Origin of the sequence: Streptomyces sp. ITFR-21, from assembly GCF_031844685.1 — a bacterium.
In the GTDB taxonomy this organism is placed as follows: Bacteria; Actinomycetota; Actinomycetes; order Streptomycetales; family Streptomycetaceae; genus Actinacidiphila.
Genome location: NZ_CP134605.1, coordinates 6,699,011 through 6,716,124, shown reverse-complemented (window position 1 = coordinate 6,716,124; position 17,114 = coordinate 6,699,011). Strand labels below are relative to the sequence as shown.

The 17,114-nt window shown below is 74.1% G+C and carries 14 protein-coding genes; 6 read left to right on the top strand and 8 right to left on the bottom strand.

Translation table 11 applies throughout. From position 1 onward, the window contains the following. Window positions 1-28 precede the first annotated feature (28 nt). Window positions 29-1,126, top strand: coding sequence for a DMT family transporter (locus RLT57_RS29995; protein WP_399129689.1), 1,098 nt, complete (start codon window positions 29-31; stop codon window positions 1,124-1,126). Here the strand turns inward: RLT57_RS29995 and RLT57_RS29990 are convergent. Beyond that, window positions 1,117-2,448, bottom strand: coding sequence for an aminotransferase class I/II-fold pyridoxal phosphate-dependent enzyme (locus RLT57_RS29990; protein WP_311300393.1), 1,332 nt, complete (start codon window positions 2,446-2,448; stop codon window positions 1,117-1,119). The two genes, RLT57_RS29995 and RLT57_RS29990, sit on opposite strands and share 10 nt — an antisense overlap. A 35-nt stretch (window positions 2,449-2,483) precedes the next feature. Between RLT57_RS29990 and RLT57_RS29985 the strand changes: the two genes are divergently transcribed. Continuing rightward, entirely contained in the window at window positions 2,484-3,173 is a 690-nt protein-coding gene (locus tag RLT57_RS29985) for a pyridoxamine 5'-phosphate oxidase family protein (protein WP_311300392.1), read from the top strand. Between the two features lie 95 nt (window positions 3,174-3,268). Beyond that, entirely contained in the window at window positions 3,269-3,907 is a 639-nt protein-coding gene (locus RLT57_RS29980; RefSeq protein WP_311300391.1) for an FMN-binding negative transcriptional regulator, read from the top strand. A gap of 35 nt (window positions 3,908-3,942) precedes the next feature. On the opposite strand, the gene RLT57_RS29975 is transcribed toward RLT57_RS29980, so the two are convergent. The 4 genes from RLT57_RS29975 to RLT57_RS29960 all read right to left on the bottom strand — a co-directional run bounded on the left by RLT57_RS29975 (window position 3,943) and on the right by RLT57_RS29960 (window position 9,485). Further along, the gene (locus RLT57_RS29975) at window positions 3,943-4,953 is read right to left on the bottom strand and encodes a DMT family transporter (protein ID WP_311300390.1); all 1,011 of its coding nucleotides are present in this window, start codon (window positions 4,951-4,953) and stop codon (window positions 3,943-3,945) included. 175 nt (window positions 4,954-5,128) lie between these two features. Next, a complete protein-coding gene (locus RLT57_RS29970; protein WP_311300389.1) occupies window positions 5,129-6,226 on the bottom strand; it encodes an EamA family transporter in 1,098 nt (365 codons plus the stop codon). A 167-nt stretch (window positions 6,227-6,393) separates the two neighbouring features. Continuing rightward, on the bottom strand, window positions 6,394-7,092 hold the full coding sequence (locus tag RLT57_RS29965; RefSeq protein WP_311300388.1) for a pyridoxine/pyridoxamine 5'-phosphate oxidase: 699 nt from the start codon (window positions 7,090-7,092) through the stop codon (window positions 6,394-6,396). A gap of 182 nt (window positions 7,093-7,274) precedes the next feature. Further along, window positions 7,275-9,485, bottom strand: a complete 2,211-nt coding sequence (locus tag RLT57_RS29960) for a glycoside hydrolase family 3 N-terminal domain-containing protein (RefSeq protein ID WP_311300387.1) — start codon at window positions 9,483-9,485, stop codon at window positions 7,275-7,277. Window positions 9,486-9,733: 248 nt separating this feature from the next. On the opposite strand from RLT57_RS29960, the gene RLT57_RS29955 reads away from it, so the two are divergent. Further along, window positions 9,734-10,798 carry a LacI family DNA-binding transcriptional regulator gene (locus RLT57_RS29955; RefSeq protein ID WP_311300386.1) on the top strand — a complete coding sequence of 355 codons (1,065 nt, stop codon included), beginning with the start codon at window positions 9,734-9,736 and terminating at the stop codon, window positions 10,796-10,798. 67 nt (window positions 10,799-10,865) lie between these two features. Here RLT57_RS29955 and RLT57_RS29950 read toward each other — a convergent pair whose 3' ends face one another. Continuing rightward, entirely contained in the window at window positions 10,866-11,504 is a 639-nt protein-coding gene (locus RLT57_RS29950; RefSeq protein WP_311300385.1) for a PadR family transcriptional regulator, read from the bottom strand. Between the two features lie 130 nt (window positions 11,505-11,634). On the opposite strand from RLT57_RS29950, the gene RLT57_RS29945 reads away from it, so the two are divergent. Next, window positions 11,635-12,456: a PhzF family phenazine biosynthesis protein gene (locus RLT57_RS29945; protein WP_311300384.1), complete on the top strand. Its 822-nt coding sequence runs from the start codon at window positions 11,635-11,637 to the stop codon at window positions 12,454-12,456. Between the two features lie 21 nt (window positions 12,457-12,477). Here the strand turns inward: RLT57_RS29945 and RLT57_RS29940 are convergent, their stop codons facing one another. Then, window positions 12,478-13,284 (bottom strand): CPBP family intramembrane glutamic endopeptidase, encoded by an 807-nt coding sequence (locus RLT57_RS29940; RefSeq protein WP_311300383.1) that lies wholly within the window; start codon window positions 13,282-13,284, stop codon window positions 12,478-12,480. 116 nt (window positions 13,285-13,400) lie between these two features. Between RLT57_RS29940 and RLT57_RS29935 the strand changes: the two genes are divergently transcribed. Continuing rightward, the gene (locus RLT57_RS29935; RefSeq protein ID WP_311300382.1) at window positions 13,401-15,227 is read left to right on the top strand and encodes a VWA domain-containing protein; all 1,827 of its coding nucleotides are present in this window, start codon (window positions 13,401-13,403) and stop codon (window positions 15,225-15,227) included. A gap of 84 nt (window positions 15,228-15,311) precedes the next feature. On the opposite strand, the gene RLT57_RS29930 is transcribed toward RLT57_RS29935, so the two are convergent. Continuing rightward, a complete protein-coding gene (locus tag RLT57_RS29930) occupies window positions 15,312-16,802 on the bottom strand; it encodes a glutamate--cysteine ligase (RefSeq protein WP_311300381.1) in 1,491 nt (496 codons plus the stop codon). Window positions 16,803-17,114 lie beyond the last annotated feature (312 nt).

Here is a 17,114-nt window from a genome sequence, read left to right as displayed (position 1 = left end):
ACGAGGTCGGCCGGGCCATCGTTGGGCCATGACCGCACCTGCCGAGAGCCGCCCCGCCGCGACGACGCCCACGGGCCCGGCCCCTGTCCCGGTTCCCGCCCCCGCGAGGCCCGCGTCCACCGCCTCCGCACCTGTCCGCGTTCCCGTGGCGGCCGGAAGCGGCCGGCTGTCGGCCGCTTCCGGCCGCCTGCTGGACTGGCGGGTGCGGTTCACCGCGCTCGGCCTGGTCTGGGGTTTCAGCTTTCTGTTCATGAAGCTGGGGAACGAGGCGTTCGCACCGCTTCAGGTCACGCTCGGGCGGATGGTGTCCGGCACGGCGGTGCTGGCCACGGCATTGGCACTGAAGCGGGAGCGGCTGCCGCGCGGCCGGCGCACCTGGACGCATCTGTTCGTCGCGGCCTTCCTGCTGAACTCTCTGCCGTTCTCGCTGTTCGCCACCGCCGAGCAGACCATCCCGTCGATGCTGGCGGGTATATGCAACGCCGCCACACCGCTGTTCTCGATGCTGGTCTCGGTCGTCGCGCTGTCCGAGGACCGGCCGTCGCGGCAGCGGCTCGCCGGGGTCGGCCTGGGCTTCGCCGGGGTGCTCACCGTACTGGGCGCCTGGCAGGGGTTTTCCGGCCAGGACCCCAAGGGCACGGTGCTGGCGCTGACGGCGGCGTTCAGCTACGCGGTCGGCTGGGCGTACGTGCGCCGGACGCTCGCGCACACGGGCGGTTCGCATCTCGCGGTGTCGACCGCCCAGCTGACGCTCGGCACCGCGCAGCTGCTGGTCGTGACCCCGTTCTTCACCTCGCTGCCGCACACCTTTCCGGCGAAGCCGGTGCTGGCGGTGCTGGCGCTGGGTGCGCTGGGCACCGGGGTCGCCTTCCTGATCCAGTACGGGCTGGTCGCGGAGAAGGGCCCGACGATCGGGTCGATGGTCACCTATCTCATACCGATCGTGGCCACCGCGGCCGGCGCGCTGCTGCTGAACGAGTCGCTGAGCTGGAACGAGCCGCTGGGCGCGGCGGTCATCCTGGTGGGCGCGGCGCTTACCCAGCTCCGGCCGCGGGCAGGCCGCGGGCCCGGCCTGCCGGGTCCGGTGCGGCCGCCGCGGGCGCCGAAGGTGACCGGTCAGCCGTAGCGCCCGGCCGCGCCCGGACCCAGCACGGCGGCCACCGCGTCGGCGAGGGGCTCCATGTCGGCGAGGGTGAGCGGGGAGACGGTGAGCCGCACGCCGGGGGCGGAGCGGACCCGGAAGCGGGCGCCGGGCGACACCGCCCAGCCGCGTTGCAGCAGGCCGGCCACCGCGCCGGTCTCGTCGGGTACGGGCACCCAGACGTTCATGCCGCTGCGGCCGTGTGCGGTGACGCCGCGCTCGCCCAGTGCCCCGAGCAGCCTCTCGCGCCGCTCGCCGTAGGCGCGCGCGGTGGCCGCCGGGTCCACGGCGCCGGTCTGCCAGAGGTGGACGATCGCGCGTTGCAGCAGGTGGCTGACCCAGCCCGCTCCGAGCCGGTGCCGGCCGCGTACCCGGTCGACGGTCAGCGCGTCGCCGGTGTAGAGCGCGAGCCGCAGATCGGGGCCGTAGGCCTTGGCCGTGGAGCGGACCAGCGCCCAGCGGTCGGTGGCGCCGGACAGGCAGTGCAGCGGCAGGTCGACCAGGCCGTGCACGTGGTCGTCGTCGATGACCAGCACCTGACGGTGGGCGGCCAGCAGCCGCCGCAGTTCATCGGCGCGGGGCGCGGACAGGGCCGCGCCGGTGGGGTTCTGGCCGCGGTCGGTGACGACCAGGGCGCGTACCCCGTCCTGGAGGGCGCGGGCCACTTCCGCGGTGACGGGCCCCTCGTCGTCGACGGCCACCGGCACCGGGCGCAGGCCGAGGGCCGGCACCAGGTCCAGCAGGCTGCCCCAGCCGGGGTCCTCGACGGCCACCGCGTCGCCGGGCCGCAGATGGGCGGTGAGCACCCGCTCGATGGCGTCCAGGGAGCCGGAGGTGAGGCCGACCGGGCCGTCGGGCACGCCGTCGGCGTCGAGCGCGGCACGGGCCAGCCGGGCCAGTTCGGCGTCGACGGGCGGCCCGCCGTAGAGGGCGGGGGCCTGGGCGTGGTGGGCGGCGGCGACGGCGAGGGCGGCGGTCAGCGGGGGCAGCAGCGCGGGGTCGGGGTTGCCGGTGGAGACGTCGCGCGCGCCGGGCGGTACGTCGATGCGGATCTCGTCGCGCGGCGCGGTGGCGGGCCGGGAGCGGATACGGCTGCCGCGGCGGCCGGCCGTCTCGATCACTCCCCGGTCCCGGAGCAGCCGGTAGGCGGCGGCGACGGTGTTGGGATTGACGTCGAGTTCCCCGGCGAGTTCGCGCAGCGGCGGCAGGGCGTCGCCCGGGTGGAGCGCGCCCGTGCCCACCGCGCCTTCGATGTCGGCCGCAATGGCCGATGCGCCCCTACCGGTGATTCGGTACTCTCCTAGCACAAACGACAGTATGCACTAGTGCAAAGGATGACGCCATGGCCGCCACGCCCGCCGCCACGCCCCCGCCCGGCTATCCGGCCACCGACCGCACCGTCCCGACCCGCTCGCGCGAACGGGCCGCGTACGACCGTGAGGTGGTGCACGCACTGCTGGACGAGGGCTATGTGTGCCATCTCGGGTTCATCCGGGACGGCGCCCCCGTGGTGCTGCCGACGCTCTACGCCCGGTACGGCGAGCGGCTGTACGTGCACGGCTCGACGGGTTCGCGGCCGCTGCGCGGCGCGGCGCCCGGACTGCCGGTCTGCCTGACCGTCACCCACGTCGACGGGCTGGTGCTGGCCAGGTCCGCCTTCCACCACTCGATCAACTACCGCTCGGTGGTGGTGCACGGCGTCGCCCACCAGGTCACCGACGCGCAGGAGCGGGCGCTCGCGCTGGACGCGATCGTGGAGCAGGCGGTGCCGGGCCGGGCCGCGGACTCCCGCCGGGCGAACGCCAGGGAGCTGGCCGCCACCGCGGTGATCAGGCTCGACCTCAAGGAGGTCTCGGCCAAGGTCCGCGCCGGCGGCCCCAACGACGAACCGGAGGACGTTACGCTGCCGTACTGGACCGGCGTGGTCCCGGTCGCCAGGACGTACGGGACGCCGATACCCGCCGACGACCTCGACCCGGCCATCGCGCTGCCCGCCTACCTGCCGCCGGCCGGGCCGCGCGGCGCCGTCTGAGCGGCCCGCCGTGCTGATCCACCCCTGGGGACGCGCCGGCCGACGGCGCCGAGTGGCGGACCTGGCTCGACGCCGACGACTTCGGGCAGCTCGCCGTGAACGGCACCGCCGGTGAACCGCCCTTCGTCCGGACCACTCCTTTCCTCTACGACCCGGCGCCGGGCGAGCACGGCGAGGTGACCGGGCCTGGATGCGGTAGGGGTTGTCGTCCCCCGGCGCCGGGCGAGCACGGCGAGGTGCTGCCGCACCTGGCCCGCCCCCATCCGCCGTGGCACGCGCTGGAGGCGAGCCCGCGGGTCATCCTCAGCGTGGTGGACGACCGCACCTTCATCCCCGGCCCCTGGCACGCGCTGCCGGACGAGCCGACCGACCGCGGCACGCCCACGTCCTTCCACGCGGCCGTCCAGCTGCTCGGCGTGGCGCATGTCCTGGACGACCCGGACGACAAGGCCGCGCAGCCGCGCCGGCTGGCCGCACGCTTCCAGCCGGCCGGCGGCACCGCGCCGGTCGTACCGGGCCGGGAGCCGTTCGGCCGGATGCTGGCCGGGATCCGCGGCGTCCGGCCGGAGGTCACCGCGGGCCGCGCCAAGTCCACGTTCGGCGCCAACAGGCCGGTGGCGGTCCAGTGCCGGGTCGCCGGGCTGCTGGCCGGGCGGACCGCCCCCAACGACGCGGCGGCCCGCGCCCACCAGCCGCGGCAGCCGGCGGCGCGGGAGGGTCCCCCCGCGAGCTGAGGCGTCCCCCGGGCGGGCCGGGGGCGAGCGGTCCGTCACACGCCCCCGGCCGGCAGGGGCGGGCGTTCCTTCCCCGTCCCCCGTGCCTCCTCCCAGGCGAGCGCGGCCACCGCCGCCAGCAGGATCACCGTGCCGGCCAGCGTGGCGGCGGTGAGGTGCTCGCCCAGCAGGACCACCGCGATCACCGCGGCCGAGACCGGCTCGATGAGGGCGACCACCGAGACCACCGCCGCCCGCAGCACCGCCGCGCCCGCGAAATACAGGGCGTAGGCGACGGCGGTCGGCACCGAGGCGAGGTAGCCGAGCAGCAGCAGTGTCCGGCCGAGTCCGGCCGCGGCGGGCAGCAGCCCCTCCCGGAGCGCGACGGGCAGCAGCAGCGCCGCGCAGATGCCGAAGGACCACAGCGAGGTCTCCAGCGGGTCGCCGGCCGTACCGCGCAGCCCGAACCACCGGGTCAGCAGGGTGATCGCGCCGTAGCCCGCGGCCGACAGCACCGCGAGGACGACCCCGGCCGGCCGTACCGCCGCTCCCCCGCCGCCCAGCACCAGCACCGCCAGTCCGGCGAGCGCGCCCGCCACCGCCGCCGCGCCGCCCCGGCCCAGGCGCTCGCCCATGGTCAGCCGGGCGGCGAGCGCGATCAGCACCGGCCCCGAGCCGAGGGTGACCACGGTGGCGACGGCCAGGCCGGTGGACCTGACCGCGCCGAAATAGGCGGCCTGGAAGAGCGTCAGTCCCGCGCCGGTGCTGAGGATGCGGACGGCGGCGTGCCCGCGCCGCTCGCGGGGTCGGGAGCCGGGCGGCACCGGAACGGCGCGGGGCCCGCGGGCGCGGAGCAGGCGTACGGCGAGCAGCAGCGCGAAGCCGCCGACGGCGCGCCAGAAGGTCAGGGCGAGCGGTCCGAGGCAGCTGCCGTCGTAGAGCAGGGCCGCCGCCGCACCGGCCGTTCCCCAGGCGGTGGCGGCGAAGACGACACAGGCCAGCCCCTGGCCGGTCGACAGGCCGGCCGGAGCCGGCGGAAGGGAAGGTTGGGCATGGGTGAGTGACACGAGAGAACTCCCGCGGAAGAGGTGAGGATCGGGCTCGTCACCGTCTGCGGGCAGCACCCACCGCCCGGTTGACCCGCGTTGGTCGACATCGGGCTCCGGCAGGGTTCCTACGTGGTCGCGCCGCCCGCGTCAGCGGGCAGGAGGCGGAAGAACGGTGGAGTGCACAGACCGCACCCTATCCCCCGCCGCGCACCACGCGCGGCGGGTCGGCCGGCCCGGCCGGGTCCTGCCCGCCCGTCGGCTGCGGCCGGAAGGGCGACGCCCGCTCGGAGCGGGACCCCCGGCGGGACGGGGGCGGCTGCCCGGCGTCCGGCCCTGGGTCGGGCGGCGGACCGCCGGCCGCCGTACCCGCCCCGTCCGGAGCCGCGCCCCGCGCCGAGGTCTGCGCCGCGAGCGCCCCGGCGAGCACCAGGAACCCGCCCGCCAGCTGTACACCGCCCAAATGCTCGCCCAGCAGCACCCACGCCAGCACGGTGCCGATGACCGCCTCGAGGCAGGCCACCACCCCGGCGACCTGCGGGCTGAGCCGCCGTACCGCGAGCACCCCGGCGAGGTAGGCGACGACGGTCGCGACCAGCACGATCCACGCCAGCAGCAGGACCGAGGGGATCGCGCGCCCGCCGAGGGCGGCCTGGTGGGCAAGCGCAGGGAAGGCGATGTCCCAGGGGCGGGCGAAAGGGGTGAGCACGACGGTGCCGATCACCAGCCCGTAGGCGATCACGGCCAACGGGTCGGGCGCGCCGTCCTGTTCCGCGCCGTGGTCGGCGAGCACGAAATAGGCCACCTGGCAGCAGGCGGCGCCGAACGCGCAGAGCAGTCCCAGCACGTCGAAGGCGAGCCCGGACCAGATCTCCACCACGCAGGCCAGACCGGCCAGCGCCAGCATTACGCCGATGACGGAGGCCCGGCTGACCGGTCGCCGCTGCACGAAGCGGACCCAGCCGAGCAGCATCGCGGGCCCGAGGTACTCGACCAGGATGGCCACGCCCACCGGGATCCGGGAGATGGCCACGTAGTACAGCGCCTGGCAGCCCGCGACGCCGAGCACCCCGAAGCCGGCCAGCAGTCCGGGCCGCGACCGGGGCAGCGTACGGTTGCGCGAAGCCACGGGCAGCAGGATCAGCGCGGCGCCGGCCACCCGCATCCACACCACCTGCAGCGGGCCGAACCCCGCCTCGATCAGCGGCTTGGCCGCCACCCCCGAACCGCCGAACGCACAGGCGGACGCCAGGGCGAGCCCGAGTCCCCCGATCCTTCCCCCAGTCGCGCGCATCCGATCATGATGTCAGCTCGCGACAGGACCGTCATCCCGGTAGCCGCTGACACCGGCCGCGGCGGCCCGCAGCACCCGAACCGCCCGGCACATCGGCCCGCCGACGCGTCCTCGCCTCCGTCCGGGGGCGGTGGTCAGCCGCGTGCCGGCTCGTCCGCGCGGACGAGTCACGGCCACAGCAGGGTCCGGGTCCAGCCCCCGCCGGCCCGCTCGTAGCGCAGCCGCAGGTGGAAGCGGGCCGGGACGGCCTGCCAGAACTCCGCCCACGTGGCCCGCAACCGGTACAGGACGTGGGTGGCCGGCACCCGGTCCGGCTCCGCGGCCACCTCCCGGCGGGCCGTCCGCGCGGCCCGCTCGTACTCCGCGGGGCCGCTCAGCGGCGCACTCGTCACCCCGGTGAAGCCGGCCGCCCTGGAGGGCTCGCCCCGGCCGAGGAAGTCCCGCCGGGTGGCTTCCCCCTCCAGGACGGCCACCGGTCCGGTGATCCGGATCTGCCGTCCGTGCGCAGGCCAGTACCAGGTCAGCGCCGCCTGCGGATTGGCCGCCAGCTCATGGCCCTTGGGGCTGCGGGAATCGGAGGTGAAGCGGAAGGCGCAGTCGGCGGTGTCGACGCCGCGCAGCATCAGCACCCTGGCCGCGGGCGTGCCGTCGGCGCCCGCCGTGCTGAGGGTCATGACGCCGGGCTCGGGTACCCCGTCGGTCAGTGCCCGGTCCAGCCAGCGCGCGAAGAGCGGCCCGGGGGCGTCCGGCGCGCCGTCCGGCGCGCCGTCCGGGTCGAACTCCGGCAGCGGACCGGCCAGTACCGGCGCCGCCCGGAGCCGGGCCAGCAGCGCCTCGTCGTCCACCGGTTCCGCGACCCCGCCCATACCGTCCTCCTGTCGTACGACTGCCTGCCGTCCACGGCGGCGTCCTCGGCCCGTTCGCCGGGTCCGCGATTCCGCGCGGTCCCATCAGACAACACGAGCCGGGCCGCGGACGGCAGAACCGCCCGCGATCCGGCCGCGAACCGCCCGGCCGCCGCGTTCGGCGGCCGGGCCCGGCGCGTGGTTCAGCGCACGGTCACCGTCGCGGTCCTGGCGCCGGCGGCGAAGACGTAGTCCCCGCGCTCGACCTGCTGCCTGCCCGCGCCGTCGACGTCGCCGGGCGTCACCGCGAGCCGACTGGGCGGCACGTCGAGCGAGACGGCCTTGGACTGCCCGGCCTTGAGGTGCACCCGTGTGAAGGCCACCAGCTTCCGGGAGGGCGAGAGCACGGCGCTCGACGGCTGCGAGACGTACACCGGTACCACCAGGTCGCCGTCGCGGCCACCGGAGTTGGAGACCTTCACGGTCAGGTGAACGGTGTCCTTGGTCCGCACGGCGGCGGAACGGGCCGTGACCGAGTCGAAGCCGAAGGTGGTGTACGACAGGCCCGCCCCGAACGGGTAGGCCGCGTCCACGAAGGACTCCGTGCCCGAGTTGGTGCCGGGCAGCTGCTGGTAGTACAGCGGCTCGTTGCCGATGTCCTTGGGCCAGCTGGCGTTCAGCCGGCCGCTCGGGTCGACCTTGCCGAACAGCACGTCGGCGACGGCGTTCCCGCCCTCGCTGCCGGGCAGCCAGGACATCAGCAGCCCCTGGGTGCCGTCGGCGTCGCCGAGCACCAGCGGGCGTCCGGCGAGCACCACGGTGACCACCGGCCTGCCGGTCGCCTTCAGGGACGTGACCAGCGCCACCTGGTCGGCGCTCAGCTCGGGGCGCGGGCTGTCCGCGGCGCCCTCGGCGGCGGCCTTCTCGCCGACGACCACGACGGTCAGATCGGCGCCGCGGGCCTGTGCCACCGCGTCCTCGTCGGTCGTGGCCCGCACGACCTCGGTGCCCGAGGGCGCCGCCTTCCGGATGCCCTGGAGCACGGTGGTGCCGGGGAGCGTCACCCCGGCGGGCACGCCCTGCCAGCCGACGGTCCAGCCGCCGACCTGGTCGTCGATGTCGTCCGCGAAGGAGCCGGCGACGACGATCTTCTTGGCGGAGGCGGGGATCGGCAGCACGTTGCCGTCGTTGCGCAGCAGCACCTGCGACTCGTCGGCCGCCTGCCGGGCCAGGCCGGTGTCGGCGCCGAGCACCCGGCCGTCGGCCTTCGCGGCGTCCACGTAGGGGTGTTCGAAGAGTCCGAGCTGGAACTTCAGCTTGAGGATGCGCGCCACCGACTGGTCGATCCGGTGGACGGAGACCAGGCCGCGCTGCACGGCGGTCTTCAGCCCGCCGCTCCAGCCCTGCGCGTCGTACGGCTCCATCGCCATGTCCAGGCCCGCGTTGACGGCCTTGGCGATGGCCTCCGGGTAGTCGGCGGCGATGTGGTACGTGGTCTGCAGCGCCCGTACGTCCTGCCAGTCGCTGACCTCGACGCCCTGGAAGCCCCACTGCCCGCGCAGCACGTCGGTGAGCAGGTAGTGCGAGGCGGTGGCCGGTATGCCGTTGACGGCGCCGGAGTTGACCATCACCGACTTGGCGCCGGCGTCGACGGCCTGCTTGTACGACGGCAGCAGGGTGTCCTGGAGGTAGCGGATCGAGACGTCGCCGGGCACCCGGTCGTGGCCGTTGCCGGGTTCGCCGTAGCCGCCGAAGTGCTTGACGGTGGCGGCCACGTCCTTGGCGCCGTCGGCGCCCTGGATGCCCTTGACCGCGGCGGCGGCCAGCGTGCCCGCCAGCAGCGGGTCCTCGCCGAAGGTCTCGTAGTAGCGGCCCCAGCGCTGGTCGCGGGCGATGTCGGCGACGGGGGCGAAGTTCCAGTCGATGCCGGTGGCGGCGACCGCCTTGGCGGTCGAGGCGCCGGCGTCCTCGACCAGCGCAGGGTCCCACGTCGAGCCGAGGCCGATCTCCTGCGGGAAGATCGTGGCGCCCAGGACGTTGTTGTGACCGTGTACCGCGTCGACGCCGTAGATGATCGGGATGTGCAGGCGGGAGTTGTCCACCGCGTACTTCTGCACGGTGTTGACCATCTTCGCCCAGTTCCCCGGGGTGTTGACGGTCGGACCCGCGCCGCCGCCGGACAGCACCGAACCGGCGGCATTGTCGACCAGTACGCTCTTCAGGCAGGACTCGGTGAATTCGCCGCCGCTCCACTGGCAGTCGCCCTGGAGGTTGACCACCGAAATCTGGTCCATCTGGCCGATTTTCTCGGCGAGTGTCATCCTCTTCAGGAGATCCGAGACCCGCAGGTCGATCGGGGCCTTCGGATTGGTGTACGTCGGGTTGTCGCCGGCCTGGGCCGGGACCGTCGCCACGGCCGCCACACAGGCGGCGGCGGTGGCGAGGGTAAGAAGACCTCTGAGGCGCAGCGGGCGCAGTCGCCGAAGTCGTTGTGCGTTTGTTGGCATCGCAGGAGTCCCGTTCCTGTTCGGGGTCCCGGCGTTTCGGGACCTAGTGCCGTAAACGTTCCCGATCGGCGCGAAGTCTGTCCCCCGTGCTCACGGATCGTCAAGACTGTACGCAGAAGCTGTTTTGCCGCACGCTTGCCACCAGGTGTTAACCCATGTCGGCCGTCTCCCTCACGCAGATCGGGTATTTCGTGAACATCCGTGAATTGGCCCGCCGAAGCGGGGTTTCGACTGCCACCGTGTCAAGGGCGCTCAACGACCGGGCCGAGGTGAGCGACGCCACCCGGGAACGCATCCGGAGGCTGGCCAGCGAACTGGGATACGCGCCCAACGAGCCGGCCCGCACCCTGGTGCGGCGGCGTTCGGACACCATCGGGCTGATCTGGGACAGCGGGCAGGAGGCGGCCGGGCAGCACAACCCGTTCCTGCTGGGCCTGCTCAGCGCGGTACGCACGGCGCTGTCGGAAGCGGACTACCACCTGATGCTGCTGACGACGCCGGCCGCCGAGGACCCGGACGGCAGCTACCTGCAGGCGGTGCGGCGGCACAACCTGGAGGGCGTGATCGTCCTGACCACGCCGCCCGACGACCGGTGCCTGCGCGTGCTCGCCGCGTCCTCGGTGCCGTGCGCCGGTATCGACACCGGCTTCACCGGTCCCCGTACGGTCCGGGTCAGTTCGGACAACGCGGCGGGCGCCGAGGCCGCGGTGGACCACCTGTACGCGCTCGGCCACCGCCGGATCGCCACCATCACCGGCCCGCTGCACCTGCCGCCGGCCGCCGAGCGGCTGGCGGGCTACCTGCGGGCGTGCGAGCGGCTGGGGCTCCCGGTGCCGCCGGAGTACGTGACCGAGGGGGACTTCTTCCTGGCCAGCGGCGAGGCGGCGGCCCGTTCGCTGCTGCGGGTGGCCGAGCCGCCCACCGCGATCTTCGCGGCCGGCGACCAGATGGCGATCGGCGCGATCCACGCGGCGGCGGACGCGGGTCTGGCGGTGCCGCGGGACCTGGCGGTGGTCGGCTTCGACGACATCGACGCGGCGGCGCTGGTGCGCCCGGCGCTGACCACGGTCGCCCAGGACCAGCGGGCGCTCGGCGAGGCGGCGGTGGCCGCGCTGCGCGGGCTGCTGGACGCCGGCCCGGTGAAGACCAGCACGCAGGCCGAGCCGCGGATCGTGCCGACCCGGCTGCTGATACGCGGATCGAGCCGGCCCAAGGCGTGACGCCCCGGACCGGCCCGATCGGCCGCCGCTTTCCGTGGCCGGCTCGCGTCGGCGGGGGGGCCGGCGGTCAGTCCTCGGCGACGTCCTCGTCGGCGAGGATCAGATAGAGCTTCTTGCGGGCGTCGTTCACCACGTTCAGCGCCTTGTCGCGCTGCTGGGGCGTACCGGTGGCCCACACCTGGCGGAAGGCGTCGACGAGGCCGCCGCCCGCCTTCCTTATCTCGTTGAGGGCGTCCCAGTCGACGCCGCGGCCGGCGTCCTCCCAGGGGGCGTCGGGACCGGTTCCGGCCTCGGCACGTCCCGCCTCGGTGAGCGTGAACAGCTTCTTGCCGCCCTCGCTCGCGCTGGTGATCAGGCCCTCGTCCTCCAGCAGCTGGAGCGTCGGGTAGACCGAACCGGGGCTCGGCCGCCACGCGCCGCCGCTGCGGTCGGCGATCTCCTGGATCATCTCGTAGCCGTGCATCGGGCGGTCCTTCAGCAGCGCCAGGATCGACGCGCGTACGTCGCCGCGCCGCGCCCTGCCGCGCGGTCCGCCGTGGCCGCGCCCGCCGCCGGGCCCGAATCCGCCGCCGAACCCGGACGGTCCGCCGAACGGCGGCCCGAACTGCCCGAAAGCGGCCCGCAGGCTCTCCCGCTCGCCTCGTCCGTGATGGCCGGGTCCGCAGTGCCCATGGCCGTGTTCATGTCCGTTTCCTTGGGAACGCATGATGTCGCTCCTTCCATCGTTGATCGTTCGCGACAGTTCTACGATATATCGGAATCGGTCGCCTGACAACACCCGAGGTCGAACGGCGGAAGGGAGGCAGGACCGGGGCCGTCTCCCCTAGGCTCACCGCATGCGGATCCGAATCGTCGACGCCTTCACCGACCGTCCCTTCGCCGGCAACCCCGCAGGAGTGGTGCTGCTGGACTCCGACGGGTTTCCCGAGGAGCGCTGGATGCAGCAGGTCGCGGCCGAGCTGCGTGCCTCCGAGACCGCGTTCGCACACCCGGTCGCCGACGACGCGGTCGCCGACTGGGCGCTTCGCTGGTTCACCCCGGTCACCGAGGTGGGGCTGTGCGGCCACGCCACGCTCGCCACCGCGCACGTGCTGCGCACCACCGGCGCGGCCGCCGGCACGGTCTGGTTCCGCACCCTGGCCGGCGTGCTGTCGGCCACCGCGGAGGGGGACGGGACGATCACCCTGGACTTCCCGATGGCCCCGCTGACCCCGGTCGAGGCGCCCGTCGGCCTCGTCGAGGCGCTCGGCGCGCAGCCGCTGACGGTACTGGACACCGGCCCCGACTGCGGCGACCTGCTGATCGAGGTCGCCGACGAGGCCGCGGTCCGCGCCCTGGCCCCCGACTTCGCCGAGCTGGCCCGGGTCTCGCGGCGCGGGGTGATCGCCACCGCCCTGGCCGCCGACCCCGCGCGGGGCTACGACTTCGTCTCCCGCGGCTTCTTCCCGGCCGTCGGTATCGAGGAGGACCCGGTGACCGGCAGCGCCCACACCGCGCTGGCGCCCTTCTGGTCCGCGCGGTTGGGCCGCGACCGGCTCACCGGGCTCCAGGCGTCGGCCCGCGGCGGGCTGGTCTCGACCCGGCTGAGCGGCGACCGGGTGCTGCTGACCGGCGCCGCCGTGACCGTGGTCGACGGCGAGCTGCACGCCGTCCCGTAACGCGCGGCGCCCGCCCGGCGGTCATCCCGTGGGCAGCCACCCGACCTTGCCGGCCAGCACCGCGTAACCGACGAAGGCGACGGTGTCGATGAGGGTGTGCGCGGCCACCAGCGGTCCCACCCGGCCCCAGCGCCGGTAGAGCAGCACGAACACGACGCCCATCACCATGTTGCCGACGAAGCCGCCGGCCCCCTGGTAGAGGTGGTACGAGCCGCGCAGCACCGCGCTGGCGGCCAGCGCCGCGTTCGGCGACCAGCCCGACTGACCGAGCCGGCGCAGCAGATAGCCGACCACGATCACCTCCTCCAGCACCGCGTTCTGCGCGGCGGAGGCGATCAGCACCGGGATCTTCCACCACACGTCCGGCAGCGACTCCGGCACCACCGTGAGGTTGAAGCCGGCCGCCCGCACCCCGAGGTAGAAGGCCAGTCCGGTGCCGCCGATGACGGCCGCCACCAGCGTGCCCCGGGCCAGGTCGCGGCGCGGCCGGGTCAGGTCGAAGCCGATCGCGGGCATGCCGACCCGCTCCCGGGCCAGCAGGTGCGCCACCAGCGCCACCGGGGCCAGCGAGCTCGCGATGCCGAACACCTGCCAGGCCAGGTCGAGCCAGGGCCGCCCGGGTGCCTGCGAGCCGACGAGGGTGGCCGCCTGGTTCCGCAGCGCGCCCGGCCTGGTGACCGAGCCCACGAAGCTGATCAGCGCGGAGACACCGCTCGCGCCGAGCGACAGGGCCAGCACGACCAGGGTCTCGCTGCGCAGCGTGCGTCGCTCCGGGCGGGCCTCCGCCTCGTATGACTGTGCGTGCACGCGGCCCTCCAATATCGTCATCCCGCTTCAGCGCGGTCCGCGCGCGATTAGGGTCTCCCGGAAAAGATACGAAGATCGTGCTCCGTGGTGCGGAGCCGCCCCCATTGTTCGGAGCATCGCAGGAGAGGCACGGCCGCATGGGACGTCATGGGATATCCCGTACCGACAGAGCGTCGTCGTCGGGCGGATCCGGCGCCCGAGCGTCCCGCCACCGCGGCCGGACGGCGGCGCTGACCACGATCCTGGTGCTCGCGGTCGGCGCGGGCACCTTCGGGGTGCTGCGCGGCGGACTGCTGTCGGTGGGGGGCACCTGCCACGCGGGCACGGTACGGATCGACGCCGCCGCCTCGCCGGACATCGCGCCCGTCCTCACCCGGATCGCCGACCGGGCCCGCGCGGAGCACGCGACGACGGACGGCCAGTGCCTGGACGTACGCGTCACCGCCCGGGACTCGGCGCAGGTCGCCGACGAGCTCGGCGGCGCGGCGACGGCGGGGGCCGGCACCGCGACGCCCGGCCGGCCCCGCTTCGCGGTGTGGATCCCCGACGACAGCATCTGGGTGAACCAGCTCGCCACCTCCGGGCAGGGCACCTCGGTGTCGCCGATGGGCACGGTCGCCCGCTCGCCGGTGGTGGTCGGGGCGCTCCGGGCCCAGGCCGACGCGCTGGGCTGGCCGGCGAAGACGTACACCTGGGCGGAGCTGACCGGCGTTGCCGCCGACACCCGGCTGCGGCTCGGCAGCACCGACCCCGCGCACAGCGCCACCGGCATGCTCGCGCTGGCCATGATCAACACCTCGATCATCCGCTCGGCCGGCGGCGAGAGCGCGGACACCGACACCCAGTCGGCCGGCGCCGCCAAACTCCTCGCCCAGCGCACCGCGCCGACCGCAGCCCAGGCGCTGGCCACCCTGCCGGGCGGCAACAGCAAGGCCGACCTCGCCGACCCGGCGCACAGCCAGGCGCTGGTGCTGTCCGAACAGGCCGCGTTCGCGCACAACGGCGGCACCGCGCCCGCGTTGCGGCTGTTCTACCCCAAGGACGGCGCGGCGGCGCTCGACTACCCGTACACGCTGGTCGACGACATGCAGCAGACCGTCGACCAGTCACGCGCCGCCACCCGCTTCCTGAGTCTGCTCGGCGACGCCGACTCGCTCCGTGAGCTGACCGCCGCCGGTTTCCGCGCGCCGGCCGGCGGTCCGCCGCCGGCGCTGGTGCAGCGGGCCGGCGGGCAGTCCCCGCAGCCGGTGGGTGCCACGCCCGCGCCCGCGCCGTCGGCGGCCGATCTGCAGAAACTGCGGCTGGAGTGGCAGATCACCGTGCAGAGCGCGCGGATCACCACGGTGGTGGACGTCTCCGGTTCAATGGCCACGCCGGTGCCCGGCTCCGGCAAGACCCGGCTCGACGTGACCAAGGCGTCGCTGGAACAGGCGCTGGGCCAGTTCACCGATCAGGACGAGATCGGGCTGTGGCGCTTCTCCACCCGGCTGGACGGCAGCCGCGACTACCAGAAGGTGGTCCCGACCGGCCGGCTGGGCGCGAAGAGCGGCGGCACCACGGGCCGGCAGCGGTTGGACGCCGCCTTCAAGGCCCTCAAGCCGGTGCCGGACGGTTCGACGGGTCTGTACGACACCGCCCTCGCCGTGTACCAGGACGCCAGTACGTCGTACGCGGCCGGCAGGTTCAACGCGGTGGTGATCCTGACCGACGGCGCCAACGAGGACCCGGGCAGTATCCCGCTCGGCACCCTGACCACCAAGCTCAAGGCGCTCGGCGACCCGACCCGCCCGGTACCGCTGATCGCCATCGCGGTCGGCCCCGACGCCGACAAGTCGGCCTGCGACAAGATCGCCGAGGCCACCGGGGGCGCGGCCTACCGGGTCAACGACCCGGGCCAGATCCAGGCGGTGCTGCTCAAGGCGGTGGTGGCGGCCGCGACCAGCGCGGCGGCCAAGGCGCCGTGAGCGCGGTGGGGTGAGCCCGGCCGCGGGCCCGCGGCCGGTCGGCGCGGTGGCAGGCCCGGCCGGTAGCCGGCCGGGCCCCGCGGCTCATCCCACCGGCCAGGTGTGCACCGGATCCCCGCCCTCCATGAACTCCCGGTAGCGCTGGGTCATGGCGGCGAGGGCGGGCCGCCGGTCCAGCCCGCGCTCCAGCATCCGGTGGAAGACTGCCGACTGCCATTCCGCGCCGTTGGTGCGGCGCAGGCAGCGCTGTTCGACGATGCCGAGGTAGTGGTCGCGGTCCGCCGGGTCGATGCCCCAGCCGTCGAGCCCGGCGGCGGCCAGCGGCAGCAGCTCGTCCAGGACCAGCCCGGCCGCCGGGACCTCGGCGAGCGCCCCGCTGCGGCCACGCGGCCAGTGCAGGGTGGCGTCGATCCCGTACCGGCAGGACGCGTCGAAGTTGGCGGCGGCCACCTCGAACGGCATACGCTGCCACACCGGGCGCGGCGCGTCGGCCAGCGCCCGGACCAGCCCGTAGTAGAAGGCGGTGTTGGCCAGAACGTCGGCGACGGTGGGCCCGGCGGGCATCACCCGGTTCTCCACCCGCAGGTGCGGCACACCGTCCACCACGTCGTACACCGGGCGGTTCCAGCGGTAGATGGTGCCGTTGTGCAGCGTCAGCTCCCGCAGCCGGGGCACTCCCCCCTCGTCCAGTACCCGCAGCGGGTCCTCGTCGTCGCAGATCGGCAGCAGCGCGGGGAAGTACCGTACGTTCTCGGCGAACAGGTCGGCGGCCGAGTCGATCCAGCGCTCGCCGAACCAGCTCAGCGGCCGTACGCCCTGGGCCCGCAGTTCCCGCGGGCGGGTGTCGGTGGCCTGCTGGAACAGCATCGGGCGGGTCTCGCGCCACAGCTCCCGGCCGAACAGGAACGGCGAGTTGGCGCCCACGGCGACCTGCGGCCCGGACACCGCCTGCGCGGCGTTCCACACGGCGGGGAAACGGCCCGGGGTGACCTGCAGATGCATCTGGGTGGAGGTGCAGGCGGCCTCCAGGGCGATGGTCGCCGAGGTGTATACGAGATGCTCCACGCCCTGGATGTCGAGCGTGATGTCCTCCCCGCGCATCGCCAGGATCTGGTCGTTCAGCAGGAGGAAGCGGTCGTCACCGGACAGGTTGGCCGACACCAGGTCCTGTGCCTCCAAGGTGGGCAGAATTCCCACCATGACGATGCGTGCACCGACTTCGGACGCCATCCGGTCGGCGTAGCCGAGACCGGTGCGCAGTTCCTCGGCGAGCCGGTCGAGCACCCGCCCGGAAAGCGGATGCGGCGCGATGTTCACTTCGATATTGAACTGAGCCAGTTCGGTCTGGAAATCACGGCTGGCGATGCGCTCCAGTACCGCTTCGTTCATCATGCGGGGCAGACCTGCGGAATCCGCGAGATTCAGTTCGATCTCCAGCCCCATCAGATTGCGCGGCCGGTCGAACCGCTTCTCGTCCAGCAGCCGCTCCAGCCCCAGCAGGCACTGCTGGAGCTTGTGCCGGTACAGCCTGCGGTCTGCCAGGCCGAACGTACCGGCTTCGACCTTCTCGCCCATGGAAGCGTCCCTTCCTCGCATGGCTCCGGCGCGGCCCTCCCCCAAGGATGCCCACCCAAATGATCGATTACGCCACACTCGACCCGTTCGGCGCGCTAGGCTTGGGCTACGGCGTGATGAGCGCACGTCCCAGCGGCACATTCCACGGCCGGGTGCCTTTGTAAAAACCCGGTGAATGGGACCGGTGGGTTCCGGCCGTCCGTAGGGGGTCCGGATATCCGGTCACCGCCCCCATACCCTGCGGAAATGCCGTCGGCGCCCCCCGCGGAAGAAGGCGAATTCTCGTCTTGCGCGTAATACCGGCAGCGACTA